This is a genomic window from Mycobacteroides immunogenum (assembly GCF_001605725.1).
Classification (GTDB): Bacteria; Actinomycetota; Actinomycetes; order Mycobacteriales; family Mycobacteriaceae; genus Mycobacterium; species Mycobacterium immunogenum.
On the sequence record NZ_CP011530.1, the window covers coordinates 4,296,054 to 4,321,891 of the forward strand.

General features: G+C 64.7%; 24 protein-coding genes. 5 read left to right on the forward strand and 19 right to left on the reverse strand.

The window, feature by feature from the left end:
* Window positions 1-9 precede the first annotated feature (9 nt).
* The 17 genes from truA to ABG82_RS21375 all read right to left on the reverse strand — a co-directional run bounded on the left by truA (window position 10) and on the right by ABG82_RS21375 (window position 17,639).
* Window positions 10-894 (reverse strand): tRNA pseudouridine(38-40) synthase TruA, encoded by an 885-nt coding sequence (gene truA, locus ABG82_RS21295; RefSeq protein ID WP_043076501.1) that lies wholly within the window; start codon window positions 892-894, stop codon window positions 10-12.
* Between the two features lie 3 nt (window positions 895-897).
* Complete coding sequence (gene rplQ, locus ABG82_RS21300; protein WP_005077555.1) at window positions 898-1,461, reverse strand: 50S ribosomal protein L17; 564 nt, start codon at window positions 1,459-1,461, stop codon at window positions 898-900.
* 59 nt (window positions 1,462-1,520) lie between these two features.
* Entirely contained in the window at window positions 1,521-2,573 is a 1,053-nt protein-coding gene (locus tag ABG82_RS21305) for a DNA-directed RNA polymerase subunit alpha (protein WP_043076500.1), read from the reverse strand.
* 75 nt (window positions 2,574-2,648) lie between these two features.
* Window positions 2,649-3,254 carry a 30S ribosomal protein S4 gene (rpsD, locus tag ABG82_RS21310; protein ID WP_005080548.1) on the reverse strand — a complete coding sequence of 202 codons (606 nt, stop codon included), beginning with the start codon at window positions 3,252-3,254 and terminating at the stop codon, window positions 2,649-2,651.
* Window positions 3,255-3,268: 14 nt separating this feature from the next.
* Window positions 3,269-3,685 (reverse strand): 30S ribosomal protein S11, encoded by a 417-nt coding sequence (rpsK, locus tag ABG82_RS21315; RefSeq protein ID WP_005055956.1) that lies wholly within the window; start codon window positions 3,683-3,685, stop codon window positions 3,269-3,271.
* A gap of 6 nt (window positions 3,686-3,691) precedes the next feature.
* A complete protein-coding gene (gene rpsM / locus ABG82_RS21320; RefSeq protein WP_030096736.1) occupies window positions 3,692-4,066 on the reverse strand; it encodes a 30S ribosomal protein S13 in 375 nt (124 codons plus the stop codon).
* Between the two features lie 172 nt (window positions 4,067-4,238).
* Window positions 4,239-4,352: a 50S ribosomal protein L36 gene (gene rpmJ / locus ABG82_RS21325; RefSeq protein ID WP_003886927.1), complete on the reverse strand. Its 114-nt coding sequence runs from the start codon at window positions 4,350-4,352 to the stop codon at window positions 4,239-4,241.
* Between the two features lie 21 nt (window positions 4,353-4,373).
* Window positions 4,374-4,595: a translation initiation factor IF-1 gene (gene infA / locus ABG82_RS21330; protein WP_003418601.1), complete on the reverse strand. Its 222-nt coding sequence runs from the start codon at window positions 4,593-4,595 to the stop codon at window positions 4,374-4,376.
* Window positions 4,596-4,802: 207 nt separating this feature from the next.
* Window positions 4,803-6,086, reverse strand: coding sequence for an FAD-dependent oxidoreductase (locus ABG82_RS21335; RefSeq protein ID WP_043076643.1), 1,284 nt, complete (start codon window positions 6,084-6,086; stop codon window positions 4,803-4,805).
* A gap of 48 nt (window positions 6,087-6,134) precedes the next feature.
* A complete protein-coding gene (locus tag ABG82_RS21340; RefSeq protein WP_043076499.1) occupies window positions 6,135-7,703 on the reverse strand; it encodes an N-acyl-D-amino-acid deacylase family protein in 1,569 nt (522 codons plus the stop codon).
* Entirely contained in the window at window positions 7,696-10,284 is a 2,589-nt protein-coding gene (gene pepN, locus ABG82_RS21345) for an aminopeptidase N (RefSeq protein WP_043076498.1), read from the reverse strand. Before pepN ends, ABG82_RS21340 begins: the two co-directional genes overlap by 8 nt.
* 54 nt (window positions 10,285-10,338) lie before the next feature.
* Window positions 10,339-11,874 carry a serine hydrolase domain-containing protein gene (locus ABG82_RS21350; RefSeq protein WP_043076497.1) on the reverse strand — a complete coding sequence of 512 codons (1,536 nt, stop codon included), beginning with the start codon at window positions 11,872-11,874 and terminating at the stop codon, window positions 10,339-10,341.
* Window positions 11,875-11,922: 48 nt separating this feature from the next.
* Entirely contained in the window at window positions 11,923-12,759 is an 837-nt protein-coding gene (locus ABG82_RS21355) for an ABC transporter ATP-binding protein (RefSeq protein WP_052510929.1), read from the reverse strand.
* Window positions 12,756-13,760 (reverse strand): ABC transporter ATP-binding protein, encoded by a 1,005-nt coding sequence (locus ABG82_RS21360; protein WP_043076496.1) that lies wholly within the window; start codon window positions 13,758-13,760, stop codon window positions 12,756-12,758. The genes ABG82_RS21355 and ABG82_RS21360 overlap by 4 nt, the downstream gene beginning before the upstream one ends.
* Window positions 13,757-14,671 carry an ABC transporter permease gene (locus ABG82_RS21365; RefSeq protein ID WP_043076495.1) on the reverse strand — a complete coding sequence of 305 codons (915 nt, stop codon included), beginning with the start codon at window positions 14,669-14,671 and terminating at the stop codon, window positions 13,757-13,759. Before ABG82_RS21365 ends, ABG82_RS21360 begins: the two co-directional genes overlap by 4 nt.
* Window positions 14,668-15,735 (reverse strand): ABC transporter permease, encoded by a 1,068-nt coding sequence (locus ABG82_RS21370; RefSeq protein ID WP_052510928.1) that lies wholly within the window; start codon window positions 15,733-15,735, stop codon window positions 14,668-14,670. The genes ABG82_RS21365 and ABG82_RS21370 overlap by 4 nt, the downstream gene beginning before the upstream one ends.
* Window positions 15,732-17,639, reverse strand: coding sequence for an ABC transporter substrate-binding protein (locus ABG82_RS21375; protein ID WP_043076493.1), 1,908 nt, complete (start codon window positions 17,637-17,639; stop codon window positions 15,732-15,734). The genes ABG82_RS21370 and ABG82_RS21375 overlap by 4 nt, the downstream gene beginning before the upstream one ends.
* Window positions 17,640-17,982: 343 nt before the next feature.
* Here ABG82_RS21375 and dapE point away from each other — a divergent pair, with 343 nt between their 5' ends.
* Complete coding sequence (gene dapE, locus ABG82_RS21380) at window positions 17,983-19,110, forward strand: succinyl-diaminopimelate desuccinylase (protein WP_078343724.1); 1,128 nt, start codon at window positions 17,983-17,985, stop codon at window positions 19,108-19,110.
* A 2-nt stretch (window positions 19,111-19,112) separates the two neighbouring features.
* On the opposite strand, the gene ABG82_RS21385 is transcribed toward dapE, so the two are convergent.
* The gene (locus ABG82_RS21385) at window positions 19,113-20,741 is read right to left on the reverse strand and encodes a PucR family transcriptional regulator (protein ID WP_043076492.1); all 1,629 of its coding nucleotides are present in this window, start codon (window positions 20,739-20,741) and stop codon (window positions 19,113-19,115) included.
* Between the two features lie 105 nt (window positions 20,742-20,846).
* Here ABG82_RS21385 and ABG82_RS28340 point away from each other — a divergent pair, with 105 nt between their 5' ends.
* The 4 genes from ABG82_RS28340 to ABG82_RS21405 all read left to right on the forward strand — a co-directional run bounded on the left by ABG82_RS28340 (window position 20,847) and on the right by ABG82_RS21405 (window position 25,333).
* Window positions 20,847-21,752: a hypothetical protein gene (locus tag ABG82_RS28340; RefSeq protein WP_054416760.1), complete on the forward strand. Its 906-nt coding sequence runs from the start codon at window positions 20,847-20,849 to the stop codon at window positions 21,750-21,752.
* Window positions 21,749-22,870: an o-succinylbenzoate synthase gene (gene menC / locus ABG82_RS21395; protein ID WP_043076491.1), complete on the forward strand. Its 1,122-nt coding sequence runs from the start codon at window positions 21,749-21,751 to the stop codon at window positions 22,868-22,870. Before ABG82_RS28340 ends, menC begins: the two co-directional genes overlap by 4 nt.
* A gap of 41 nt (window positions 22,871-22,911) precedes the next feature.
* Window positions 22,912-23,997 carry a saccharopine dehydrogenase family protein gene (locus ABG82_RS21400; protein WP_043076490.1) on the forward strand — a complete coding sequence of 362 codons (1,086 nt, stop codon included), beginning with the start codon at window positions 22,912-22,914 and terminating at the stop codon, window positions 23,995-23,997.
* A 178-nt stretch (window positions 23,998-24,175) separates the two neighbouring features.
* A complete protein-coding gene (locus ABG82_RS21405; protein WP_052510926.1) occupies window positions 24,176-25,333 on the forward strand; it encodes a serine hydrolase domain-containing protein in 1,158 nt (385 codons plus the stop codon).
* A 58-nt stretch (window positions 25,334-25,391) separates the two neighbouring features.
* Here ABG82_RS21405 and ABG82_RS28345 read toward each other — a convergent pair whose 3' ends face one another.
* Entirely contained in the window at window positions 25,392-25,814 is a 423-nt protein-coding gene (locus ABG82_RS28345) for a RidA family protein (RefSeq protein WP_054492962.1), read from the reverse strand.
* Between the last annotated feature and the right edge of the window lie 24 nt (window positions 25,815-25,838).

Here is a 25,838-nt window from a genome sequence, read left to right on the forward strand (position 1 = left end):
GCCGAAAGGCTAGCCGGACGGTCTGATCCGTACATCGCGGGTGATCATCACTCGCGCCGCCATCTCGTCGTCCGGCGGGTAATCGACCCCGACCAGCGTCAGTCCACGCGCCGGTGCTGCCGCGAAATCGCTGGAACGCCTTTCCTTCTTCAACAGATCGGCGCACCACTGCACCGGTCGCCGGCCCTCCCCCACTGCCAGCACCGCGCCCACCAACGAGCGCACCATGGACCAGCAGAAGGCGTCGGCGCTCACGCGCGCGGTCAGCTGATGACCGTCCACGCCCCAGTCGAACCGCTGTAACTCACGGATGGTGGTAGCGCCCTCACGGTGGCGGCAGAAGGCGGCGAAATCGCGCAGCCCCAACAACTCCTGCGATGCCGCGTTCATCGCATCCACGTCCAGCGGCCGGTGCCAGCCGACGACATCGTGACGCGCCAGCGGCAGCACTCCAAAGGGGGCCCTCGACAGCCGGTACTCGTAGTGGCGCCGCAGCGCCGAGAAGCGCGCATCGAAATGTGCCGGGGCACGCGCGATATCGAGCACGCGTACATCGTTGGGCAGAAAGCGTGACAGCCGCCGAATCAGCCTGTCGAATTCCGGTGCACCATCCGGGCGATACCGACCGCGCAAACCGGGCAGGCAGGCCGCGGGGACATCGAGGTGGGCCACCTGACCGGTCGCATGCACACCCGCATCGGTACGTCCGGCGGCATACAGCGACACCGGCTCGCCCACGATGGTCGTGAACGCCTCAGCCAGCACCCCGGCCACCGTGCGCTGGTTTACCTGCGTCGCCCAGCCTGCGAAAGCGGTTCCGTCATAGGCGATATCGAGCCGCAAACGAACCAGCCCGCCATCAGAGATGGCGGGCTGGTCGTGAGATGTGACCAAAGGTCAGTCCTTCTTGTCTGCGTCCTCAGCAGCAGGCGCCTCGGCCGAGTCAGTCGCGGCGTCGGCCGCACCTTCGACCTCTGCGGCCGCGTCATCGGCGGTGTCGGTCTCAACCTCGACGGCCTCGTCAGCCTTGGCCTCTTCCGCGGGAGCTTCGGCCTTCTTGGTCGAGGCAACCCGGCGAGCCCGGTCGGCCTCGGAGGTGACCGTCTTCTCCTTCACCAGCTCGATGATCGCCATGGGCGCGTTGTCGCCCTTGCGGTTCTCGACCTTGATGATGCGGGTGTAGCCACCGTTGCGATCGGCGTAGAACGGACCGATCTCCTCGAACAGGGCGTGCACGACGTCCTTGTCACGGATCTTCTTGAGCACCTCGCGCCGGTTGTGCAGATCGCCCTTCTTGGCGTGGGTGATCAGCTTCTCGGCGTAGGGCCGCAATACGCGGGCCTTGGTCTCGGTGGTCTTGATCCGGCCGTGCTCGAAGAGCGCGGTGGCCAGGTTGGCCAGGATCGCCTTCTGGTGCGAAGACGACCCACCGAGGCGGGCACCCTTTGTGGGCTTGGGCATTGCGACTATCTCCTATTCGGGGCCGGCCCCCGTATCAGGTAGGGCCGGGACGGATTGTGTTAGAGCTGTTCGGTTTCGGCGAAGTCTTGATCGCCATCGAAGTCGTACGAGCCGGTGTCCGACCAGGTGCCGGTGGCGACGTCGTATCCGGCGACCTCGGACGGATCGAAGCTGGTCGGGCTGTCCTTGAGCGACAGACCCAGCTGGTGCAGCTTGATCTTCACCTCGTCGATGGACTTCTGGCCGAAGTTGCGGATGTCCAGCAGGTCCGACTCGGTGCGCGCAACCAACTCGCCGACGGTGTGCACACCCTCGCGCTTGAGGCAGTTGTACGAACGGACGGTCAGGTCCAGGTCCTCGATGGGCAGCGCGAACGAGGCGATGTGGTCTGCCTCGGCCGGCGACGGCCCGATCTCGATCCCTTCGGCCTCCACGTTCAATTCACGTGCGAGCCCAAACAATTCAACCAGCGTCTTGCCGGCCGAAGCCAGTGCGTCGCGCGGGCTGATCGAGTTCTTGGTCTCGACGTCCAGCACCAGCTTGTCGAAGTCGGTGCGCTGCTCGACGCGGGTGGCCTCGACGTTGTAGGTCACCTTGAGCACCGGCGAGTAGATGGAATCGACCGGGATACGACCGATCTCAGCACCCGAGGCCTTGTTCTGCACGGCCGGGACGTAACCACGGCCACGCTCGACGACGAGCTCGATTTCCAGCTTGCCCTTGTCGTTCAGCGTCGCGATGTGCATGTCGGGGTTGTGCACGGTCACACCGGCGGGCGGCACGATGTCACCGGCGGTGACGGCGCCCGGTCCCTGCTTGCGCAGGTACATGGTGACCGGCTCGTCCTCTTCCGAGGACACCACGAGGCTCTTGAGGTTCAGGATGATGTCGGTGACGTCTTCCTTCACCCCGGGAACGGTGGTGAACTCGTGCAGCACACCGTCGATCCGGATGCTGGTGACGGCTGCGCCCGGGATGGACGACAGCAGGGTGCGCCGCAGCGAGTTACCCAGGGTGTAGCCGAATCCCGGCTCCAGGGGCTCGATGACGAAGCGCGACCGGTTCTCGGCCAGCGTGTCCTCGGACAGGGTGGGTCGCTGAGAAATCAGCATTCTTTTCTTATCTCCTTCTCGGCACCCGCTATTTGATGCCGGTCAGTGGACCTGTAGCAGGATCGCTACAGACGATTACTTCGAGTAGAACTCGACGATCAGCTGCTCTGCCAGCGGCACGTCGATCTGGGCACGCTCGGGGAGCTGGTGCACCAGGATGCGCTGACGCTCGCCGACGACCTGCAGCCAGCCCGGGATGGGGCGCTCGCCCGCGGTCTCGCGTGCGACCTCGAACGGCAGGGTGTTCAGCGACTTCGGCTTGATGTCGATGATGTCGTACTGCGACACCCGGTAGCTGGGCACGTCGACCTTCACGTTGTTGACGGTGAAGTGGCCGTGGCTGACGAGCTGGCGGGCCATCCGGCGGGTACGTGCCAGACCGGCGCGGTACACCACGTTGTCGAGACGGCTTTCCAGGATCTGCAGCAGCTGCTCACCGGTCTTACCCGAGGAACGCACGGCCTCGGCGTAGTAGCGGCGGAACTGCTTCTCCATGACGCCGTAGGTGAAGCGGGCCTTCTGCTTCTCCTGCAGCTGCTGACGGTATTCGCTCTCCTTGATCCGCGCGCGGCCGTGCTGGCCGGGAGGGTAAGGACGCTTCTCGTACGCGCTGGAGCCACCGACCAGGTCGACGCCCAGACGACGGGACTTGCGAGTGACGGGTCCGGTATAACGAGCCATTTTCTAGATCCTCCCTAGACCCGGCGCCGCTTGGGCGGACGGCAACCGTTGTGCGGCTGCGGAGTGACATCGGAAATCGCGCCCACCTCGAGGCCGGCGGCCTGCAGGGAGCGGATGGCGGTCTCGCGGCCGGAGCCGGGACCCTTGACGAACACGTCGACCTTCTTGACGCCGTGCTCCTGCGCCTTGCGGGCAGCGTTCTCGGCGGCCAGCTGCGCGGCGAACGGGGTCGACTTGCGCGAACCCTTGAAGCCGACGTGACCGGAGGACGCCCAGGAGATCACGTTGCCCTGAGGGTCGGTGATCGAGACGATCGTGTTGTTGAAGGTGCTCTTGATGTGAGCGGCGCCGTGCGGGACGTTCTTCTTTTCCCGGCGACGGGTCTTCTGTGCCTTCTTGGGCCCTGCGGCCCCTGGTTTCTTCGGTGCCATTGGGGGTTACCTGGCCTTCTTCTTGCCGGCGATGGTGCGCTTCGGGCCCTTGCGGGTACGCGCGTTGGTCTTGGTCCGCTGACCGCGCACCGGCAGGCCGCGACGGTGCCGCAGGCCCTGGTAGCAGCCGATCTCGATCTTGCGGCGGATGTCGGCCTGAACCTCGCGGCGCAGGTCACCCTCCACCTTGAGAGAGGCTTCGATGTATTCACGCAGCTGCGTCACCTGATCATCGGTCAGGTCCTTGCTGCGCTGCTCGGGGCTGATGCCCGTGGCGGCCAGGATCTCCTTGGAGCGGGTCCGGCCAATGCCATAGATATAAGTGAGCGCGATTTCCATACGCTTATCGCGCGGTAGGTCAACGCCTACGAGACGTGCCATGCGGCAGTTCCTCTTTCAATTCAACGAAGGTCTGTTCCCAGTCCGCCCCCTCTAGGTTGGGGCCCCGGCCTCCGTTCCGGGGGTGGTCCGATTTCTCGGTAGCCGGCGTGTCCGGCCATTGGATCTGGGAGGTCATCATTCAGTTATGTAGCGGGCTTGGCCTGACGGCTTGTTAGCCCTGCCGCTGCTTGTGGCGGGGGTCCTGGCAGATCACCATGACCCGCCCGTGCCGGCGAATGACGCGGCACTTGTCGCAGATCGGCTTGACGCTCGGGTTGACCTTCACGTTCCCAATCCTGTTCTTCTGTTACTTGTACCGGTAAACGATCCGACCGCGGGACAGGTCGTAGGGAGACAACTCCACTACCACTCTGTCCTCGGGCAGGATGCGGATGTAGTGCTGCCGCATCTTGCCGCTGATGTGAGCGAGTACCTTGTGTCCGTTCTCCAGCTCAATGCGAAACATCGCATTGGGCAGGGGTTCGACCACCCGACCCTCGACCTCGATGGCTCCGTCTTTCTTAGCCATATCCTCCGCGATTCTGATTGCCTGCTCCGGCTATCGCCGGCTTGGACACGGCAAACGTTACCGACCCTCGAACGTGAGCCGGTGACAGGAAATTCCAGGACTGGGCACGCAGATAGTCGGCACGGAAAGCCGCACCGTTGGTCAAGGATACCCGCGTAGCGCCCCCAAACCAAACCGGCGAAGGGAGCCGCCACTCCCCCGGCCGCCTCAGGACCAGGTGACTCCCGACCTGCTGATATGCGGGATCGCCGTCGGACGCACCAGGCCCGCCGTCAGCCAGGCACCCGCGATCCAGATATGGGGTGCGGATTTGGCCGCCATGGTCCTTCGGGCTCGCATCGACACGTCCGATCCGTCGAGCACCCGCTGGGCCCGGGCGGACAGCATTCGGTTGCGCACTCCCGAGCGGCGCCGTTCCCGGGCGCTGCGATTGATCGCCAGCCATGCCGCCGCCAGATCGCCGGGCTCGCTCAACGCCTCCGCGATGGCCTCGGCGGCCACGATCGCGTCCGCCACGCCCGAGTTGAGACTGCGTCCACCCAGTGGAGCGAACTGATGGGCGGCTTCGCCCGCCAACAGCACCCGGCGGTTCACATCGGTGTAGCTGGCGGCCACGCCCTGCACCGTCTGATGCACCTCCACCGACCTGATGTGGTCGGCGTACCACTCGTCGCGGGTAAGTGCCGTCACCCAGGACCGCACCTGTTCGTCGGACGGTGCCGTCTCATCCTTGGGTAAGAGTTGGACGTCCAGGCGCAGCCCGTCCGGGTATGGCAGCCGGATGGCGTGCCGTCCGCCGAGATCGGGGTGGTGGTACTGGATCTGCACGGGCAGATCCACCGTGGCACCGTCCGGGTGCGGTTCCACGTCGATGACCACGCAGGACGGGGACGGCGGCCGCTCCGACATGCCGATGTGTAGCGCCTGACGAATGGCCGACTTGGTGCCGTCGGCGGCAATGACATAACTGGCGCGCACCCGGTCACCGCTGGCAAGCGTGAGCCGCGCACCGGTGTGATCGGTGCTGATGTCGGTAACCGCGGTTCCGGGGTGGTACTCCACCCCCAGCTCCAGCGCCTCCGCCAGCGTCTCGTCCTCAATGGTGCGCTGCGACAAGCTCATTCCCCAAGCCGCCGGGTTCCACGGGCCGGGCATGCGTGACGGCGCGTAAGAGGACATGACGAACACCGGCCGGCCCTGATAAAAGGTCTGCACGCCGTGCACGGCAAGCGCCGAGGCACGCAGCCGTGTACCCAGCTCTGGCGCCACCCGGTCGTAACGCCGCAACGTCGAATGTCCCACGAAGGTCGCACAGTTCCGGTGCCGCTGGCGTTCCTTCGAACCGGCGGCCTCCAGCACCACCACGCGAATTCCCCGGCGGGCAAGCACCGTAGCGGCAAGCAACCCCACGGGCCCGCCGCCGACAATCACGACAGCGTCGTCGGTGATGTCCCGGCGCGCATCTGCCGAAACTGCCGCGAGGTGAGCCACCCCATGACGGTACCGCGCGCGGCCCATCGGGCGCGCGCGGTAGTCGGGTCAGCGCAGCGAACTGGCTAACTCACGCCTGCCGGCCCGCAGCAGTCGCCCTCGGCGCTCCCCGGAGAACTGTCCGTCCCGGATCACCGGGGTCCCCTCCAGCAGCACCCACCGCATGCCGACGGGCGGCGTTTCGGGACTGCGGTAAGTACCGGCGTGGTCGATGACCTTGGGGTCGAAGACACATATGTCGGCCGCAGCACCGCGCCCCAACCAGCCCCGGTCCGAGAGTCCGAATTGTGCTGCGGACGCCGATGTCATCTTGCGCACGGCCTCGCCGAGCGGCAGCACCTTCTGATCACGGACGTAGGCGCCAAGGAAGCGCGGGAAGGTTCCATATGTGCGTGGATGGACAAGGCCCGCCGGGACGTCGTTGTCCGAACCGATCGAGACAAGCGGGCTCTGCATGAATGCCTGAACATCGTCGGCCCGCATCACATGCAGGACGGTGTCGGCGCCGGGGTCCGCGAGAATCAAATCGCACAGGGTGTCCCACGCGTCGCGGTCACCCGTGATGTCGGCCAGGGTGCGACCGGCAACGGCCGGCTCGGCGTGCCTGCTGACTGTCAGGTCGCCGGGTCGGATCTCGCGCCAGATTCCCGCTCCCGCAAAATCAACGGGGTCCTCGGCGATCCGGCGTAGTCGCAGCCGTTCCTGGGGATCGGCCAGTCTTTCCCGCAACCTGCCCTCACCGCCTTCGGAGGCGACGGTCGGCAGCACCGCGACGAGTCCGGTGCTGCAGGCCTCGTAGGGATACATGTCGCCCAGCACGTCCACCCCGGACAAGCGCGCCTGGATGATGCGCGCGAGTAGCCGGGGCGCGGTCCCGTGCGCGACATGTCCGGAGACCTTGCAATGCGATATCTGAAGCCGAATCCCGGCGGCACGGGCGACGGCAATCGCCTCGTCGACGGCATCGAGCAGTCCCTCACCCTCGTTGCGCATATGTGTGGCATAGCTTGCGTTCCAGCGGCGCGCGACCCGCCCGAGCGCGATGAGTTCCTCGCGTCCGGCGTAGGCGCCCGGCACGTACTCCAGCCCCGAAGACCAGCCGACGGCACCGGCGGCGAACGCTTCGTCGGCGAGCGCGCACATCTGCTCCAGTCCACCGGGTGGCAGCTTCTGTTCGAACCCGGCCACCGCGATGCGCAGCGTGTTATGCCCTACCAGCGGTGCCAGATGGTTGGTCGTTCCGGCGTCATCGACGGCATCCAGGTAGTCGGCGAACCGCGGGAAGGCATGTCCCATCTCGGCTTTCACCGTCGAAGCATGCTCCGGATACGTGGGCGCACAGGTGTATCCGCAGTTTCCGACGATCTCGGTCGTTACTCCCTGCAGCAGTTTGAATGACTGCGGATCCGACATGAACGGGACGGCGTCGGAGTGCGAATGCGGGTCGACGAAGCCGGGCGTCACCGCGAGGCCGTCAGCGTCGATGCGCTGGCGAGCAGGACCCAGATCCGCGCCGATCGCGGCGACTCGCCCATCGGCGATGGCGACGTCGGCGGTGATGCCCGGGCCGCCGAACCCGTCATAGACGGTGCCGCCCAGGATGATGAGGTCATGCATCTACTTCCACCTTCGAAGTCGTGTGTTGACGTTCGCGCGCTTGCGCCTCCAGCGCGCGTTCAGTATCGGAGAGATGTTCGGAAACCATGCGGCGCAGCGGTTCTGGGGCATCCTGATGTGCGTCGAGCCACGTGCGAGTAGCGCGGGCCAACTCGACGTTGGCGAGCGGAGACGGATAGAAACCCTCCACAATCTGCTCGACGATCACGTAGGTGCGTGACTCCCACACCGGCAACAGCGCGTTGAGGAAAGGTTCAATGTAGGGCTCTAGCAACGTGACATCGTGCACCTGCAAGAAGCCCGCGCCAATGGCTTCGATCGTGTGGTTCGACACGTCGCCGCGCTCGAAGACCGTGGCCCAGGCGCGGGCCTTCGCCTCGGGGGTGGCAAGCGCCGCACGCGCTCGGGCCGCCGCGTGTTCGCCGGCGGCGGTGCGGTCTTCGGCAAGGCGCGCCGCGATCTGCGCCTCGGTGGCGCGGCCTCCGGCGGCGAGGGCGGTGAGCAACATCCAGCCCAGATCGGTATCGATCGTGAGTCCAGCCAGAACTTTCGTGCCATCGAGGAGTCCCTGCACCAAATCGAGTTGCCCAGAGCTGACAGCGAATTGAGCGAAGGCAGTGACGAACTGGAACTGGCTGTCAGATCCTTCGCCTGCGCCATTGGCGAGCTGCCAGAGCGCGTGCGCGGCGTGGGCCCTGGTCGTGGCGCGCCCTCGAGGAGGTATATAGGTGGCGACCGCGTCGCCGAGTTGGCGAAGCACGGTGCGCAAGGTGGTCGAGTTCGTCTCACTTCCCGCGTGAGTGAGCAGAATGTCAATGAAGTGGGAGGCGCGAAGCTCCGCGTCACGGGTCGCGTCCCACAGCGTGCCCCAGATCAAGGCGCGGGCCAGGGGGTCTTCGATATCGCCGAGATGGTTCGCCGCGGTGCGCAACGAACGATCATCCAGCCGGATCTTGGCGAAGCTGAGGTCGTCGTCGTTCACGAGCAGTAGATCCGGCTGAACCGTGCCGATGAGTTCGGGTACGGGCGTGTGCGCCGCGCTGATATCCCGTTCGATCCGATGGATCCGGCGGACCATATCCCCTTGGCGCGCATACAGACCAATGGCTATGCGGTGCGGACGGAGGGTGGGATGTTCGGACGTCGCGGTCTGCTCGATCGCGAACGAGGTGTACCGACCGGAGGCGTCGAGCTCGAAGACGGGCCGCAACGTGTTCACGCCGGCTGTTTCCAGCCACAGCGCCGACCATTCCGTCAGGTCGCGGCCGCTCTGCGCTTCGAGCTCAGCCAGGAAGTCGGTGAGTTCGGTATTGGCATGGTGATGCTTGGTGAAGTAGTCATGCAAGCCGCGCATGAACGGTTCGCGGCCCACCCAGGCGACGAGCTGCTTGAGCACCGACGCCCCCTTGGCGTAGGTGATGCCGTCGAAATTGGTCAGCGCGTCCTCAAGATCTCGCACTTCCGCGGCGATCGGGTGTGTGGAGGGCAGCTGGTCCTGCCGGTAGGCCCACGCCTTATCGGACGACGCGGAGGTGGCCCAGCACTGCGTCCATTCTGTCGCCTCAACGGTCGCGAGGGTGGCGACGTAGTCGGCAAATGACTCGTTGAGCCACAGATCATTCCACCACCGCATCGTGACGAGATTCCCGAACCACATATGCGCCAGTTCATGCAGGATGGTCGCGACACGTCCCTCACGTTTGGCGTCGGTGACACGGCCGCGGAACACGAACTCCTCGATGAACGTCACGGCGCCTACGTTCTCCATGGCCCCGGCGCTGTGCTCGGGGACGAAGAGCTGGTCGTATTTGTCGAAGGGATACGGATAGCCGAACAGCTCCTCGAAGAACGCGAAGCCCCTGCGGGTGGTCTCGAAGATGTAGTCGGCATCGAGGTGCTCGCGCAGCGACTTACGACAGAAGACCCCCAGCGGAATGGTCCGGCCGTCACTGCTGGTCAGCTCGCTGCGCACCACGCTGTAGGGGCCCGCGACCAGCGCCGTGATGTAGCTCGAAAGCACCTGAGTGGGCTCAAACGACCAGATTGCGATCGCCTCGCCGTCTTTCTCGCCTGCGGCAACGCGGGCCGGTGTCGGCTGGGTGCTCACCACCTCCCAGTGTGCGGGGGCTGTGACGGTGAATCGGAACGTCGCCTTGAGGTCGGGCTGTTCGAATACCGCGAACATGCGCCGCGAATCGGGCACCTCGAACTGGGAGTACAGATAGACCTCACCGTCGGCGGGGTCCACGAAGCGATGTAGGCCCTCGCCGCTGTTGGTGTACCGCTGCGTCGAGGCAATCCGGACGGTGTTACGCGCCGCCAGCGCGGGCAATTGCACCCGTGAATCAGCGAAAGCCGAAGCAGAGCTTAATAACTCGCCATTGAGCTCGATGTGCTCCACGGATTCCGCGATCAGATCCAGGAACGTCGACGCGCCTTCTCGCGCCGCGAACCGGACGGTGGTGACCACCGCGAAGGTTTCCGGGCCCGTGGTGAGATCCAGGGCCACGTCATAGCTTTCGACACTGACGAGCCGTGCCCGCTCCCCCGCCTCGGCTCGAGTCAGGTTCTCTCCCGGCATGTATGTCTCCTCGCTGGTTCCGGTATTGCTTGCCGCACGCCTTGCGCGCGACCGTCAGCTGCGCTGCAAATCGATTGCGGTGGGGCCCGAGCCGAACCGAACGAAATCCGCCGATCCCGTGCCGATGACCAGCCAGCCCAACCCGCACCTGCCGATCCACTGCCCGTCCCGGACTCCGTAGGGCACCACACGCGTAGCCTCGCCGCTCGGCGGGAGCACCCAGAGTTCGCCGTCGCGCTCCTCGAGGCGGTAGCCGGCACCCCGGTACGACTCCCGGTATTCACCGAGCACGCACGCCGGATAAGGCTCGGCCGGAGCCAGCCGCTCAAAATCCTGCGTCAAGCCGAATTCGACTGCAATGCTTAATTTTTCATCGGTAACCTGCACCAGGCTCAGGTCGCCGTCCCCGGTCCAGCGACCGGCTCCTGCCGCGACAAGGCGTGTCGCGTCCTGGCCGTTGTGTACCTCTAGCGCGCCGTCGCCGAGCACCCGTAGCCGCAGCCCGAAGAACCCCTGTTCCGAGAACCAGCGGCCCGCGACGTCGCCCTCACCGGCGATGAGTCGGTAGGCGCGCCAGGCGGTCTCAGCGGTGTCGAGGTCGTGACGGTTCGCGAACACGGCGACGCCGATTCCGGTGATCGGGTCGCAGAGCGAATAGGAGGTGTACGACCACATGGACCCGCTGTGGGCGTAAACGCCTGTTCCACCGCGATGTTCGTGCTCGATGCCCAGTCCGTAGGTCGACACGGAGCCGTCGGCGAGCACGGCCCGGGTGAGCAGCTGCTGACGGATCTGGGCACCCAGGATCCGTCCGTCGAGTAGGAATCCGTGCCATGCGGCGAACTCGACCAGCGAGGTGTTCACCTCGCCGTCGCCGTTAACGCCGCGCACCGTCCTTTCTTCGACCTCACCGATGCCCATGCCGTGCCGGGTGGGGGCGGCGCCCGCGTTGAGGGTGTAGCTGATCGACATTCCCGGGACGGCTTGCCCGATCCAGGTGGTGATCAGACTGCGGTCCATGCCAAGTGGGCGGAACACCAGCTCGGCAATGAGCTCCGGGAACAAGGTCCCGGTGGCCCGCTCGGCCGCGAGCGCGGCGATCACATACCCGGTGTTGGAGTACGAGGCGCCGTGGCCCGGCGCGAAATCGGCACGCTCGACGGAACTGAGCCAGGCCAGAAACACATCGAGGCCCGCCATCTCCAGCGTTGCGATACCGATGATGTCCCCGACATTCATGTAGTCGGGCAGGCCTGCGGTGTGCTGCAGGCAGTGCCGCACGGTGATGCCCGGCAGAGACAGTTCGGGGATCAGCGCACGGATGTCTTCGTCGATATCCAGCTGGCCGCGTTCGGCAGCCAGCAAGATGGTCGTGGCCACCATTTGCTTACTCACAGACGCAATGTTCATCAGCGTGTTCTCGGTGAGCGGTTCGCCGGTTTCGAGTTCGGCGAGACCGGCGCAGGCCGTTGCGGCGAGTTGCCCGTCGCGGTAGGCGGCGATCACCGCGCCCGGCTCCTGGGCGCCGACACGGTCTGCGAGTAGTTCGCGATGCAGCAGCGCGCTGAGGTCCTCGGTCACGAGCGGCATGGGTGTCCTCCTAGTCCTTATGTTCGTTGGTATTTCACGTCGGTCAGCTCATCGGACCGTGGCGGTCACGCTGGCAGTGTCGGGACGCTGCTCTCCCGGCAGCGCGGCCAGCAAGCCACGCGTGTACTCGTGAGTGGGCCGCAGCAGCACGTCTTCGGTGGTGCCGCACTCCACGATCTGCCCCTTGCTCATGACGGCGACGCGATCGGCGATGTTCCAGGCCAGCCCGAGGTCGTGGGTGACGACGAGCAGGCTCAGACCGAGTTCGTTGCGCAGCGAAAGGAACAGCGCCAGAATCTCGCCCCGGATCGACGCGTCAAGGCTCGATACCGGCTCGTCGGCGATGAGCACCTTCGGCTCGACGGCCAGCGCACCGGCGATGAGCACGCGTTGGCGTTGACCGCCAGAAAGCTCATGCGGGTAGCTCAGGAAGTACTGTTCCGGCCGCCTCATGCCGGCACGCAAAAGGGCTTGGGACACGAGCTCTGTCTCGGTGACGTCCTCACCGCGCTCGCTGGCCTTCTTGACGATGCGGTGCAAGCGAATACCCTCGGCCACCGATTCATACACCGAGTGCTTCGGGTTGAGCGCGCCCGAGGGGTCCTGCATCACCAGCTGGGTGTGCCGTCGATACGCGCGCAGCGCCTTGCCGCGCGTCGGCAGCGGCTCACCGAGTGCCGTCACCTCGCCGCTGGTCGGCTGCTCGAGCCCCAGCAGGGTGCGCGACAGGGTGGTCTTGCCCGACCCCGAGGCTCCGACAAGAGCCAGGATTTCTCCCTCGTGTAGATCCAAGGTAACGCCGTCGACCGCGTGCACCTCGCCACGAGCATTCAACGAGGAGAACGTGACACGTAGATCTTTCGCGCTCAACACGTTGCGGGTCATCGGGCTGCCTCCATTTCCAGTCGGCTGGTGCCGAGGTCATCGGCGCCCAGGCACTCAGCGTCGTTGTCACCGACAAACCGCGCGAACTCCGGGCGATGCACCAGACAGTTTCCATCCGCGAGTCGGCAGCGCTCGACAAACGCCAATTCGGCTGCGGCGGAATCGATACCGGAAGCAACCCCGTCCGCCACTCCTTGCGGCCGATAGCGGGACTCCGGGTCGCCAATGGTGGGGAATGCCGAGGCCAGTGCCCGGGTGTAGGGGTGGCGGGGGTTCTCGAAGATGTCCGCTCCGGGCCCTTGCTCGATGACCCGCCCGCCGTACATGACCAGCACCTGATCGCACACGCTCGCGAGCACGGACAGGTCATGGCTGATAAGCATCAGACCCAGACCCAGCTCTGCGGACAGCGAAGCGAGCACCTCCAGGATCTGTGCCTGCACTTTGACGTCGAGTGCCGTGGTGGGTTCGTCGGCGATGAGCAGTTTCGGGTTGCAGGCCAACGCCATGGCGATCATCACGCGCTGCTTCTGCCCGCCCGAGAGCTGATGCGGGTAGCTGTACGCGTGCTCGGGGGCAAGGCCCACCATCTCCAGCAGTTCGGCGACCCGCGTATTCGCCGCAGCCTTGGTGGTGCTCGGCGCGTGGATAAACACGGGTTCGGCGACCTGTTTGCCGATGCTGTCGATAGGGTTGAGTGAATGCATCGCACCCTGGAAAACCATGGCGGCATCGGTCCAACGCATGCGACGCAGCGCACCCCAGCTGAGCGCGTTGACATCGTTGCCGGCCACAGTCACCCGCCCGGTGACCGTGGTGCTCTTCGGGTGCAGACGCAGCACCGCCGAAGCCACCGTCGACTTACCGCTGCCGGACTCGCCGGCGATCCCGATGGTCTTGCCGGCTTCGAGGGCCAACGAAACATCGTGTACGGCAACAACATTGCCGCGCGACGCACGGTAGGTGACCGAGAGGTTCTCGATTTCAAGCAGCGGGGTCATTCGGTCTCCTTGAGCCTCGGGTTGACGATGTCCTCGAGCGCCTGCCCGACGAGGGTGAAAGCCAGCACGACCACGACCACGCAGATTCCGGGCGGGATGAGGAACCACCAGGCGCCCAGGGTGACCGCGCCGTTGTCGAAGGCGGCGTTGAGCATGGTGCCCCACGAGACCTTCGTGGGGTCGCCGAATCCGAGGAACGCCAGGGTCGTCTCCGCGAGCACGGAGCCGGCGACCGTCAGCGTGGTGTTGGCAAACACGAGCGGTAGCACGTTCGGGAAGACATGCCTGATCATCAGGTGCCAGCGCCCCGCGCCGAGCACCCGAGCGCGCTCGATGAACGGGCGCTCCCGCACCGACAGGGTCTGGGCCCTGATCAACAATGCGGTACTCGCCCATCCGGTTACCCCGATGACGATGATCAACGAGGCCAGCGAGCCCCCGAGGAGCGTCGCCAGCACCAAGGCAAGAGGCAGGAAAGGAAGGACCAAAAACCACTCGGTCAGCCGGAACAGCAGTGCCCCGAACCACCCGTACAACAGACCGGAGGCGATACCGACAAGGGTGCCGATGACCATCGAGATGACAGTCGCCGTGGTACCGACCACCAGCGGTACCTGCGAACCATAGATCAGCACGGTGAGCACGGACCGGCCCAGATCGTCGGTGCCGAGCGGGTATTCGGCGCTCGGCGGCCCCAGAATCGGGCCGACGGCCTGGCTGGCGCGCAGCTCGTTCGCATCGGCGAGGAGCGGCGCCGCGAGCGCGATGGCGCCGAACAACAGCAGAACGATGAGCCCCGCCAAGCCACGGCGGTTCGCCTGGAATCTGCTCCAGGTACGGACCGCCGCGTTGCGGCGCAGCTGCCAGCGCAGTGCGCGGGGGCCGATTGTTGACGTGGAGGCAGTCGTCATGATTTCACCCTCGGATCCTGAAACGCGTAGAGGAAGTTGGCCACGAGGTTCGCCAGCACCACGGCCGCGGAGAACACGAGGAACGAACCCTGCAGCAGTGGGATGTCGGGAATCCTGAGCGCCTCGGTGGTGAGCAGCCCGAGTCCCGGAATGGAGAACACCGTCTCAACGGTGATTGCCCCGCCGACAGCGAACGCAAGATCGAGCGAGACGAGCGTGGTCACCGGCAGCATCGCGTTGGGTATGGCGTGCCGACGCAGCACCTGATCCTCGGTGAGGCCCTTGGCGCGCGCGGTCTGCAGATAGTCCTGCCCCATCACATCGAGCATCGACGAGCGCATGATGATGGAGTATTCGGCCACGTAGGCGAGGGTCAGCGTGGTCACCGGCAGCACGAGGTGCCAGATGCTGTCGACGAGTCCGTTGAACGACCACCAGTCCAGGCCCTGCGAATGCAGCCCGCCGATCGGGAAGATTCCGGTGATCGGACCAATCCCCGCGGCGAACACCATGAAGAGCAGCAGGCCCAGCCACCACTCGGGCATGGAGTAAACGACGACGGTGATGATCGAGGTGGACCGGTCAAAGCGCCCGCCCCGGCGCCAGGCCGCCCGGCTGCCGATCCACAGGCCGATCATGACGGACAGCACTGTCGAGGTACCCACCAGCGCGAGAGTGGGACCAAGACGCTCAAAGATGAGATCGCTGACCGGCTGGTTGTATTTGAACGAAACCCCTAGGTCCCCCGTGAAGACGTTCTTCAAATAGGTGATGAATTGAACGTGCAACGGCTGGTCGAGGCCGAGCCGGTGCGAGATCTCGGCGAGTTGCTCGGCAGTGGCCGCGCGCCCCCTACCCAGGGTCCGCTCCGGGTGCGGATTGATCACCCGAAAGAGAAAGAAGTTCACCACCAGAATGAACAGCAGCGTCGCCACGGATCCCAGCAGATTGCGCCGCACAAATGGCCAGCTGAACCGCCGCCAAACACCCATCTTTCCCGCGGGCGGCTTGTGGGCGGCACCGGATTGGGCGTGGGTAGTTGTCGGTGCCAGTGTTGATGTCATGCTCGGTCCTCCGCTGTTGCCTGCCGCCGACGGCGCACTAATAACCATGAGATAGCGACGAGCGCGATGGTTCCGGCACCACCACCGACGATCAGCTTGGGATCACCGGCCGCGGCACTGGTGCCGCCGGCCCCGTCACTTGCCTGGGCCGGCCCGGGCTGCACCTTGAAAATCGAGTCGACGTCGTACTGAAGTTCGGGGTCCTTACCCGCGGGCAGACCATGGAATCTGTCGCTGCGGTATGCCTCCGCCCCCTTCTCCGAGACGGTGATGATGTAGGGGGTGTCGCGGTAAAGCAGCTCTTGCATCTTGCGAATATCCGCAATGCGGTCCGCGGGGTCGATGCGCCGCTTCTGCGAGGTGTAAAGCGCGTCGTACTTATCGGAGCAGTACCAGGAGTCCGAAAACAAACCACGCTGATCGCAGGCGAAGTACATGAGAATCGAGTCGGGATCCTCGTCGTAGTTCCAGCCCCATTCGAAGAGGTCGTAGTTTCCGGTGCTTATGACGTCCTGCAGCCTGTTTTCCTCCATGGCGGTGACCTTCGTCGGAATGCCGAGGTTCTCGAACCACTCGCGAACAAGCTGAACCGTGCCCAACGACGTCTGCTCGGTGGAGCGGCCGATCAACCGCAGCGGCCGCATCTCGGTGCCATTCGGCAGGGTCCGAGTCCCGTTCGGCCCGCGACGATACCCGGCCGCGTCGAGCAGGCGGGCCGCACGTTCCGGGTCATAGACCGCGGCTTCCTCGGCAGGCGGATCCCAACGAAAACGGTCGAAGGGGGGTGCAATTGTGGTCGCAAGCGGCGTGGCACCGCCCTGGAATGCCTTCGCCGCGATGGCCTTTCGATCGATCGCCGTCGTCAGCGCGTAGCGGAACTTCGGGTCCAGGACCGCCGGATTCGGGTCGCCGATGGGCTTACCCGTCTCGGTATCGACCGAGCCGGTGTTAAAGGCAAGCTCACGGAACGAGCCGACCTTGTCGAAGAGGCGAGCGCTGATACCACGCCGTTTCATCAGCACATCGGTCTGCAGCAGGCTGAGGCTGCTCGTGTAGTCGATCTCCCCCTTGACCAGAGCCTGCACAATGGTGTCCTGCGACTTGAAGATTCGGAATGTCAAGGCGTCGAAGGCGGCTGGTCCACGCCAATTGTCCGGGTTGTTCTCGAATCGATACAGCGAGCCGCCGGGTGATCCTTCGATCAGCCGGAACGGCCCCGAGCTGACCAGTTTTCCCGGGGTGACCGGAAAGTCGGCGAGTTTGTCGTCGGAGTACTTCTCGAACACATGCTTCGGCAGGATCGGAATCGGCAGGCTCGGCAGCAGCGCGTTCGGTTCCTTGAGATGTAACACCAGCGTGGCCGCGTCCGGCGCGTCGACGCTGCGCACCGAGGTGAGGTAGTTACCCCAGGTCCCCCGTCCCGGGCCGCCCGCGAGGATCCGACTCAGCGTGTACGCGGGATCCTCGGCGGTCAGCGGGTGCCCGTCGGACCAATGAAGCCCGGTGCGGATGCGGTAGGTCCACGTCAAGTTCCCGTCCGAAGGCTTCCACGACTGTGCAAGCCCGGGTGCCGCCGAGAAATCGACCGGGGAAACGGTCGTGATGGTGTCGTACAGGAAGGTGCTGAACAGGATTCCGGCCGACATGATGGCCAGCATGGGGTTGAGGGAGTCGATTTCCTCGATCGTGCCCACCGTGAAGACCACCGGCTCGCCGTGGCCCCGGCTAGCGCTCACCCCACCGCCCGGCACCGGGTGTGCCAGGGGCTGAAGTCCGGGCAGGCTGGCGATTCCGATCACCATGGCTGTCAGCACGGCCACCCTGCGCGCCGCGGAGCGCCAGCGATGCGGAGACCGCTTCGCGCCGGCGTCCAGCGTGTGTCTGGACTGATCCGCTAACGACATATATTGAGCCTCCTTGCCCACCAATGCATTTACAGACAACGGTCACGCTGCATCCGGCACAGGAATCCGAGTCCTCATGGCAGCGCATCAGCATGCACCACCGAATCCCGCCTGACTACCGCGGCGCACGCCCACGTGGGTGGCGCACACGCATTGCGTTCCGCGACAACGGGATAGACGCCCCGACGAGGGACTGCCGTCGAATCCGCCGGCGACCTGGAACACATAGCAACTTTCACAGCGATCTGCCTCACAGTCATTGGCCTGCGAGCTGCAATAGCGGACCATATATTGTGAGCCGATCACAGTGCGCGTGGCGGAGCGCAACTTCATGATGATTTTCATGACGATCCAAGGCACTCCCGAAGTTCAGCGCGCGCGGCCAACGGACGGCATCCCCGCCCCCACCACCCGGGCTGTGATCGACCTCGACAATGACGTGGTGTCCATCGCCGAGGCCCTGGTCAATATGGAATCGGTGAGCTACAACGAACGGGCGCTCGCCGATGCGGTGGAGCACGCGCTACTCCGGTGTGAGCACCTCACGGTGTCCCGGTCCGGGAACACGGTGGTCGCCCGCACGTCGGCTGGGCGGCAGCGCCGCGTCGTCATCGCCGGACACTTGGACACGGTCCCCCGCAACGCCAATCTGCCCGCCCGCAACGACGGTGAAATGCTGTACGGACTCGGCTCCTGCGACATGAAGGGAGGCGTTGCCGTCGCCTTGCGGCTCGCAGGCAGTTGCGCCGACATACTCAGTGACCTCACGTTCGTGTTCTACGAATGCGAGGAGGTCGAGTCTGCCGCCAACGGATTGGCCAAACTCGCCAACCAGCAGCCGGAACTCCTGCGGGCCGATCTGGCGATTCTGATGGAACCCAGTAACGCTCGGGTCGAGGCGGGCTGCCAGGGAGTCATCGACTTCGACATCACATTGACCGGCAAACGGGCGCACTCGGCCCGGTCGTGGCAGGGAACCAACGCCGTTGAGGCGGCCGCACCGGTACTGGCGAAGTTGGACAGCTTCCGTCCCCGCACCCCGGTCGTCGACGGATTGACCTACCGCGAAGGGCTCAACGCGGTGGCCATCCACGGCGGCATCGCGCGCAATGTCATCCCGGATGAATGCCGCATCAGCGTCAACTTTCGTTTCGCGCCCGACCGCACCGCGCAAGAGGCAATTACCTTCGTACACAGCTACTTCGACGGTCACGATGTCACCATCGTGGACTGCGCACCGGCCGCCGCCCCTGGGCTGACAGGAACCGCGAAGTCATTCGCCGACGCGGTGGGCGCGCCCGCTCAACCGAAACTCGGCTGGACCGATGTAGCCCGCTTCACGCAACTGGGGGTACCGGCATTGAACTTCGGCCCCGGCGACCCACTGTTGGCCCATACTCAACACGAGCACGTACCCATCGCGCAGCTGCACGCCTGCGAGGAAACGCTGCGCCAGTGGCTATCAGCCTGATGTCAGCCCGCCGCCACGGCGCCCGTCAGGCCTTGCACTTCAAGCCCCACCCAGATCGGCAGCAGTTGGTCGGGGTCATCAAGATCAATCCCGAACGTCTCGCTGAGGCGGTTGAGTCGGTATCGCACCGTGTTCGGGTGGATCTCCAAAACCGTTGCGGTACGGGTGGCATCGCGCCAGCTGCGTAGGTAGGTACGCAGCAGTTTGGCATAGGCGGTACTGCGCTCCGCATCGTGTTTGAGCACCTCCACCACCCGATCGGAGATGATCCGCGGGTCATCGATTGCCGCAGCTGCGAGATCGACAAAGCTTGTGCGGTCGGCCATTTGACGATAGGTGGCGATCCGCGGAAGTTCCGCTACCCGCCGCAGCAATGTGGCAACCTTGGCCGCGCATTCTGCCGAATGACCAATACGGTGCGCCGCCGATACCACCGGTCCGATGCCGATCACCGCGTCAAGATCGAGCGACCCGTGCGCCGCACGCCTGATGGCCTCAGCCACCGAGAGAATGTCGTCGGCCGACTCGATATGTCGCGCCGAGCACACGACGTGGAGCAGGTCACCGGCACCCGCGACACCGACCGACAACCTGCGCGATTCGCAGTTCATCGTCACCAAGGACACCAAGCGATCGTGGCGGGCGGTACGGCGATCGACCGGCGACGTGAGCGCGATGGTCATCACCGCGACCGCATCGTCGGGGTTAAAACCCAGCACCAGGATCGCATTTCGCAGATCCCCGCTGCCCGCGACAAGAGCTTCGGCCGCCTCCGTCCGCTGCTGCCGCACCAGATCCTCGGCATGACGGGCCCGCAAAAGATGAAGCGCGGCGACCGGTGCGACGTCGGCCAGTTGCCGCTCCGCGCCCTCGCGCAGCCCATCCGTGGGTATGACCACCCAGATGGAACCTATGATCTCGGTGCCGGCCCGCACGGCGACAGCTAATCGCTCCAAACCACCTGGCGCGCCGGGAATTCGGCATACCGAACGCGACTGATAGACCTCGCGGTATTGGCCGGGATGCTCGGGGGCCGTAGGAACGCGGCGACCCAGGATGCCACTGCGGCGATCCTCGTCGATGGGATGCTGTCCGGAGGAATAGGCCAACACCCGCAGGTTCATATCCTCGATCGCGGCGGCGCCGCCTACTGTGTCGGCGATCGCCTCGGCGAGAGAGAACAGATCACCCGAGGGCACCGATTGCAACGAACCACCGGCGTGTGTGGTGGCGTACAGCGCACTGCGAATGTGGGTGTCCACCGTCAACCAGTCGATCATGTCGTCGACCGTCAACAACGCCAGCCCACATTCGTTTGCTGCGGCGACCAACTCGGGGCTTTCTCGCAGGGCCGAAGCCTTGATCACCAGCGCCGTGATCTGCGCCGCCGAGGCCTGTGCCACGACGGTGAACGGATCGACGAACCTCCGGTCCACGCCGACACCGAGTAGAACGCATTCGGGTGCGGCGCGCACCGCTTCCACCGGGTCGAACAACAGTGTTCGGCTAACGGTTAGATCCAGCCCATCACCATCAGTGACCAGGGTGAGGCTCGCCCCGCTCAGCGCCGTCAACAGGTCACGGACTCGACACCGCCCACCCAAACGCATTGATAGTTCGGCGACTTCCACGGCCAGCAGCCTAGCCGGATGTTTGTGATCAGTGCACAATAATTGACATCTTGGCAATGACCGGAGGCCAATGACTGTGTGCCCGGTGCCTGTAACAGTGGTGATGTGACTCGCTTCACCACCACAGCCAACACCGTCAACACGGTCAACGCGTGTGATGCCATCGGCGACGCGCTCGCGGCAGAAGCCGTACGCGCGGCCGAGGCGGCGGCGCGCGAATGCAATGTGCTTGTCGAAGAGACCGAGGACAGCGACACCCTTCGGGATGTCTCGGCTTTGCTTGAGTCGGTATGGGGACGCACTAACGAGGGGGCGCCGATACCGTCCGATGTGATGCGCAGCCTCGTCCACGCGGGCGGCTGCATCACGACTGCACGTGACCGCCACCGCGCATTGGTCGGTGCCGCCGTCCTCGCGCCCGCGGCCGAGGGCGCCTATTCGCTGATTGCCGCGACCTCGCCCCATCAAACCAGCCGTGGGCTGGGTCGCGCCCTGAAGCTGCATCAACGTGCGTGGTCCCTCGCGCGCGGCTGGCGGCGCATCGAATGGACCTTCGACCCCCTGGTCAGCCGGAATGCCCGGTTCAACTTGAGCAGGCTCGGTGCGCTGGCAACCATCTACGAACAAGACTTCTACGGCTTCATGTTCGACGAGATCAACGCCAATGACCATTCGGATCGGCTGGCGGCGGTATGGAGCCTGGACACCACACGCGCGATCCTCGCCGCCGACGGCCGGCCCACACCGGATTCGGCACGCCCGGAGAACGCGACGGTCCTATCTCTCGGTCCTGACAACCAACCGCAGTTGATAACCGATGGCATCCGCAGGTGGTGCCGGGTGCCTGAAGACATCGTCGCCATCCGGCGCCAACAGCCGGAACTGGCTCAGCAATGGCGGCTGACAGTGCGCGCCATTTTTGTCGAAGCCTTCGCCGAAGGGTTTACCGCAGTGGGTTTTTCGCGCGACGGCTGGTACGAACTCGACCAAATCATGAAGGATGCGCAATGAAAATTGAAGCCGCAGAATTGCATCACCTCCAGATCCCTCTGGTGGGAGCGTTCAGAACGTCGTTCGGCACCGCGAACTTCAAAGACACATTCCTGCTGCGCCTGATCACCACCGAAGCCGAAGGCTGGGCCGAGTGCGCGGCCGACCCGGAGCCTTACTACAGCAGTGAATTCCTTGCCGGCGCCGAGATCGTGCTGACCGAGCATCTATTACCCCGCCTGGTGGAGTTCGGCCCCGACCTCGGAGCGTCCGACGTGCACTCGACGCTTGAGTCGATCACGGGACACCAGATGGCCAAACACGTTGCGGAGACCGCCCTTCTCGACGCCGAACTACGCGCCCACAACGTGTCATTGCGCCGCCACCTCGGTGGTCAGCGCACCCAAATCCCGGCGGGGGTTTCGGTGGGGATCATGGACAGCATCCCCGAGCTGCTCGACCGCGTTGAGGAGTACGTGGCCGAGGGCTACGTCCGGATCAAGCTCAAGATCGAACCCGGTTGGGATATCGAGGCGGTGCGTGCGGTCCGCGAGAAGTTCGGGGACGAGCTGACGCTGCAGGTCGACGCCAACGCGGCCTACCGCCTCAGCGACGTCTCGGCGTTGGCGGCCCTCGACGACTTCGATCTGCTGCTGATCGAACAGCCCCTCCCGGAGGACGACGTTCGGGGCCATGCCGAGCTGGCACGCCGTGTCCGCACGCCCATCTGCCTCGACGAGTCGATACGCTCCGCACGCGACGCCGCCACGGCCATCGCCCTGCGGGCATGCGATGTCATCAACATCAAACCCGCGCGCGTTGGGGGCTACTACGAGGCGCGCCGCATCCACGATGTCTGCGCCGCACACGGAATACCCGTCTGGTGCGGCGGCATGTTAGAGACCGGAGTCGGGCGCGCCGCGAACCTGGCGTTGGCCTCGTTGCCGAACTTCGTTCTTCCCGGCGATGTTTCGGCTTCGCGGCGGTACTTCGACCAAGACATCACCGAACCGTTCGAACTGGAGCAGGGCACCGTCCGGGTACCCGAGGGCCCGGGCATCGGCGTGGTGCCGATTCCGGAGGTGCTGGCGCAGTTCACCACGCGCACAACCTATCTAGATTTCAACAAGTCACGATGACGCACGAAGCACACCATCACATCTACAGAAGGAACCAATCCATGGGACGCGCTATCAGCCGGGTCGCGGTTTTCGGCCTCGGCAAGGTCGGTGAACTTGTCGCCGGCATACTCGTCGACTCCGGTTTCACCGTGGTCGGCCACGACCAGGGAGCCCGCGCGGCGACCGAGTTCGAGACTCATCAAACCGATGTCACCGACGGTGACGCCGTGCGCGCGGCACTCACCTCGGTCGACGCTGTCTTCTCCTGCCTGCCGTTCCACCTCAACATCGCCATCGCCGAGGCGGCCGGCGATACCGGTGTGCACTACTTCGACCTCACCGAGGACGTGCCGACCACCAACCATGTGCTGAGCTTGGCCGAGCGTCGCACCGATACGGCGTTCGTGCCGCAATGTGGTCTGGCCCCAGGACTGATCGGCATCATCGGCGCGTCTCTTGCCAAGCAGTTCGACAGCGTCCGGTCAATCGAACTCAAGGTCGGGGCCCTGCCCCAAAACCCGACAGGACTGCTCGGATACGCCGTCACCTGGTCGGCCGAGGGCGTCGTCAACGAGTACATCAACGACGCCGAGGTGCTCCGCGGTGGCAGGCGCCAAATGGTGCCCGCCATGACCGAAACGGAACGCGTTGTGCTGGGTGGGATTGAACTCGAGGCCTCCCTCACCTCCGGCGGGTTGGGCACCATGTGCCAGACCTACGAAGGGCGAGTTCAGCGGTTGGACTACAAGACCATGCGCTACCCCGGCCACTTCGACCAAATGCGTTTTCTGCTAGACGAACTCAACCTGCGCGAGCAGCGCGAACTGGTAGGCAAGATGATCGTGAGCAGCAAGCCACCCGTCAACGACGACATCGTCTATCTGCATGCCGCCGTCGAGGGTGTCAAGGAGGGCAAGCCATTCCGCGAGAACTATGTGCGCGGATACCGCCCGATCGATATCGCCGGTCAGCGCTGGCGCGCGATCTCGTGGACCACCGCAGCCTCCGCGGTAGCCGTGGTCGAGCTCGTCGCTGACGGTCGCATCCCGCAGAGCGGGTTCGTACGCCAGGAAGACATTAACTTCGCGGACCTGTGTGACACCAAGGCCGGTGGCAGGTTCGCCTACGAAGGCAACATTGGCTGATTGACGCGTTGTGGCTGGATCTATTCCGCTCGCCCGGGGCCCAATGGCTCCGTCCGAGCGGGATAGATCCACCCGATGAGATCGCCACTACGTCGATGGCGCCGATTACCGTGGCGGCGCACATCAGGAAACATGGATCATTAATTGTTGTAGCAGTGGAATTTAGGAGCACACCAAGATGACGTCGACCACCGCTTCATCGACGCGCCGCCGTACATCGCGCACCGCGCTACTGGCACTCCCGCTGGCCGCGCTCACGATGCTGGCGCCCGGATGCGCAGATCACGCACAACCCGCTTCCCCGTCGAATCCCGGACCGGACACCACGAGCGCCGCGCCGACATCGGGCAACGCCGATCGGATAGCACGCAGCGACAGCCTGCTCGCCAAACTCCTCAAATCGGACCAGCCCGGATGCACCGCAGCTGTCGGACGAAACGGCACCGTCGTATGGGCAGGCGCTCGCGGCGTAGCGAATCTTCAGACCGGCGCACCGATCACGCCGGATACCGTGATGGACATCGCTTCGACGTCAAAGCAATTCACCGCTACTGCCATTCTGCTACTGGCCGACCAACACAAACTACGCCTGTCAGATCCCGTATCCAGGTACGTACCAGGCCTACCAGCATGGGCCGATTCCGTGACGATCAGCCAACTGATCCACCACCAAAGCGGCATCGCCGATTACACCGATCTGCTCACCGCCGATGGCGTCAACATGAACGCCCACGTCACCCAGGAGCAGGCCGTCCGCAGACTCGATAAAGTGCCCGCCCTAACCTTCACGCCCGGCAGCACATTCGAATACTCGAATTCGAACTACCTGTTACTCGCCGAGATCGTCAACAAGGTATCGGGAACACCACTGCCGCAATTCCTGAATGAGCAAGTGTTCCAGCCGCTTGGCCTGGCGATGGTGATGGACCCGGTGGCCAAGATCCCCGCAAAAGCCATTTCCTACGAAGCCGGGCCCTCGGGATTCACGATCGCCGACTCACTCTGGGAGCCAGTCGGTGACGGCGCAATCCAAACCACACCTTCACAACTCGTACGCTGGGCCGACAACTACCGCACCGGACGCGTCGGCGGGCAAGAACTTCTCACCGCACAGCTGGCCGATCCCGTCGTCGACCCCGAAGAACCAGGGGCCGCCTACGCCGCGGGAATTGAAGTGTTGAACGACGGATCCCTGGAACACACGGGCGGCTGGGCCGGTTTCAACTCCGACTTCCGTGTTAGTAAGGATCGCCAGACATCCGTGGCCATGATCTGCAACTCAGATAACGCCGCGCTCGGTGAAGTCATGCAACAGCTCTGGCAGATTTGGAACTAGACAGCGCGGTGTCGCCGGTGGCTCGAATGTGACAGAGCCACCGGCGACACCACCAGATCTATCGTATTGCGATGCAATCGATTTCGATTTTGGCACCGAGCGCCAGCTGCCCGCCGACCGTAGTCCTGGCCGGCCGGTGCTTGCCGAAAGCCGACACGTAGGCATGATTCATCTCCGCCAAGTCGGCGCAGTCGGCCAGAAACACCCGAACCTGCACCACATTGATCAGGTCGGCTTCCACGGCGGCCAATGCCAGGCGGAGGTTGGCGAAGGCCCGCGCCGTCTGCTCCTCGACCGTGTCTCCGATCAGGGTGCCCGCCGCGTCGGTCCCGAGCACACCCGAGACGAACACCATCTGACCGTGCGCCACAACGTGGCTCAGCGCCGCGACCGGCATGAGCCCGGCAACATTGATGAACGCGGGATGCTCCGTGGAACCGGTCCCTGGTGTGGGCATCGGGCGCCTACTGTCGTTGGTCATATTCATATCTCCGTTCACATGCTC

Bases quoted from the DNA above. Each gene is read 5' to 3' on its own strand.
- rplQ (WP_005077555.1), bottom strand. From the start codon at position 1,461: ATGCCCAAGCCCACAAAGGGTGCCCGCCTCGGTGGGTCGTCTTCGCAC.
- ABG82_RS21405 (WP_052510926.1), top strand. From the start codon at position 24,176: ATGACGTCGACCACCGCTTCATCGACGCGCCGCCGTACATCGCGCACC.
- rpsK (WP_005055956.1), bottom strand. From the start codon at position 3,685: ATGGCACCGAAGAAACCAGGGGCCGCAGGGCCCAAGAAGGCACAGAAG.
- ABG82_RS21340 (WP_043076499.1), bottom strand. From the start codon at position 7,703: ATGCATGACCTCATCATCCTGGGCGGCACCGTCTATGACGGGTTCGGC.
- ABG82_RS21375 (WP_043076493.1), bottom strand. From the start codon at position 17,639: ATGTCGTTAGCGGATCAGTCCAGACACACGCTGGACGCCGGCGCGAAG.
- menC (WP_043076491.1), top strand. From the start codon at position 21,749: ATGAAAATTGAAGCCGCAGAATTGCATCACCTCCAGATCCCTCTGGTG.
- ABG82_RS28345 (WP_054492962.1), bottom strand. From the start codon at position 25,814: ATGACCAACGACAGTAGGCGCCCGATGCCCACACCAGGGACCGGTTCC.
- ABG82_RS21360 (WP_043076496.1), bottom strand. From the start codon at position 13,760: ATGACCCCGCTGCTTGAAATCGAGAACCTCTCGGTCACCTACCGTGCG.
- infA (WP_003418601.1), bottom strand. From the start codon at position 4,595: ATGGCTAAGAAAGACGGAGCCATCGAGGTCGAGGGTCGGGTGGTCGAA.
- dapE (WP_078343724.1), top strand. From the start codon at position 17,983: ATGACGATCCAAGGCACTCCCGAAGTTCAGCGCGCGCGGCCAACGGAC.
- rpsD (WP_005080548.1), bottom strand. From the start codon at position 3,254: ATGGCTCGTTATACCGGACCCGTCACTCGCAAGTCCCGTCGTCTGGGC.
- ABG82_RS21350 (WP_043076497.1), bottom strand. From the start codon at position 11,874: ATGCCGCTCGTGACCGAGGACCTCAGCGCGCTGCTGCATCGCGAACTA.
- ABG82_RS21370 (WP_052510928.1), bottom strand. From the start codon at position 15,735: ATGACATCAACACTGGCACCGACAACTACCCACGCCCAATCCGGTGCC.
- ABG82_RS21355 (WP_052510929.1), bottom strand. From the start codon at position 12,759: ATGACCCGCAACGTGTTGAGCGCGAAAGATCTACGTGTCACGTTCTCC.
- ABG82_RS21400 (WP_043076490.1), top strand. From the start codon at position 22,912: ATGGGACGCGCTATCAGCCGGGTCGCGGTTTTCGGCCTCGGCAAGGTC.
- pepN (WP_043076498.1), bottom strand. From the start codon at position 10,284: ATGCCGGGAGAGAACCTGACTCGAGCCGAGGCGGGGGAGCGGGCACGG.
- ABG82_RS21305 (WP_043076500.1), bottom strand. From the start codon at position 2,573: ATGCTGATTTCTCAGCGACCCACCCTGTCCGAGGACACGCTGGCCGAG.
- ABG82_RS21365 (WP_043076495.1), bottom strand. From the start codon at position 14,671: ATGACGACTGCCTCCACGTCAACAATCGGCCCCCGCGCACTGCGCTGG.
- rpsM (WP_030096736.1), bottom strand. From the start codon at position 4,066: ATGGCACGTCTCGTAGGCGTTGACCTACCGCGCGATAAGCGTATGGAA.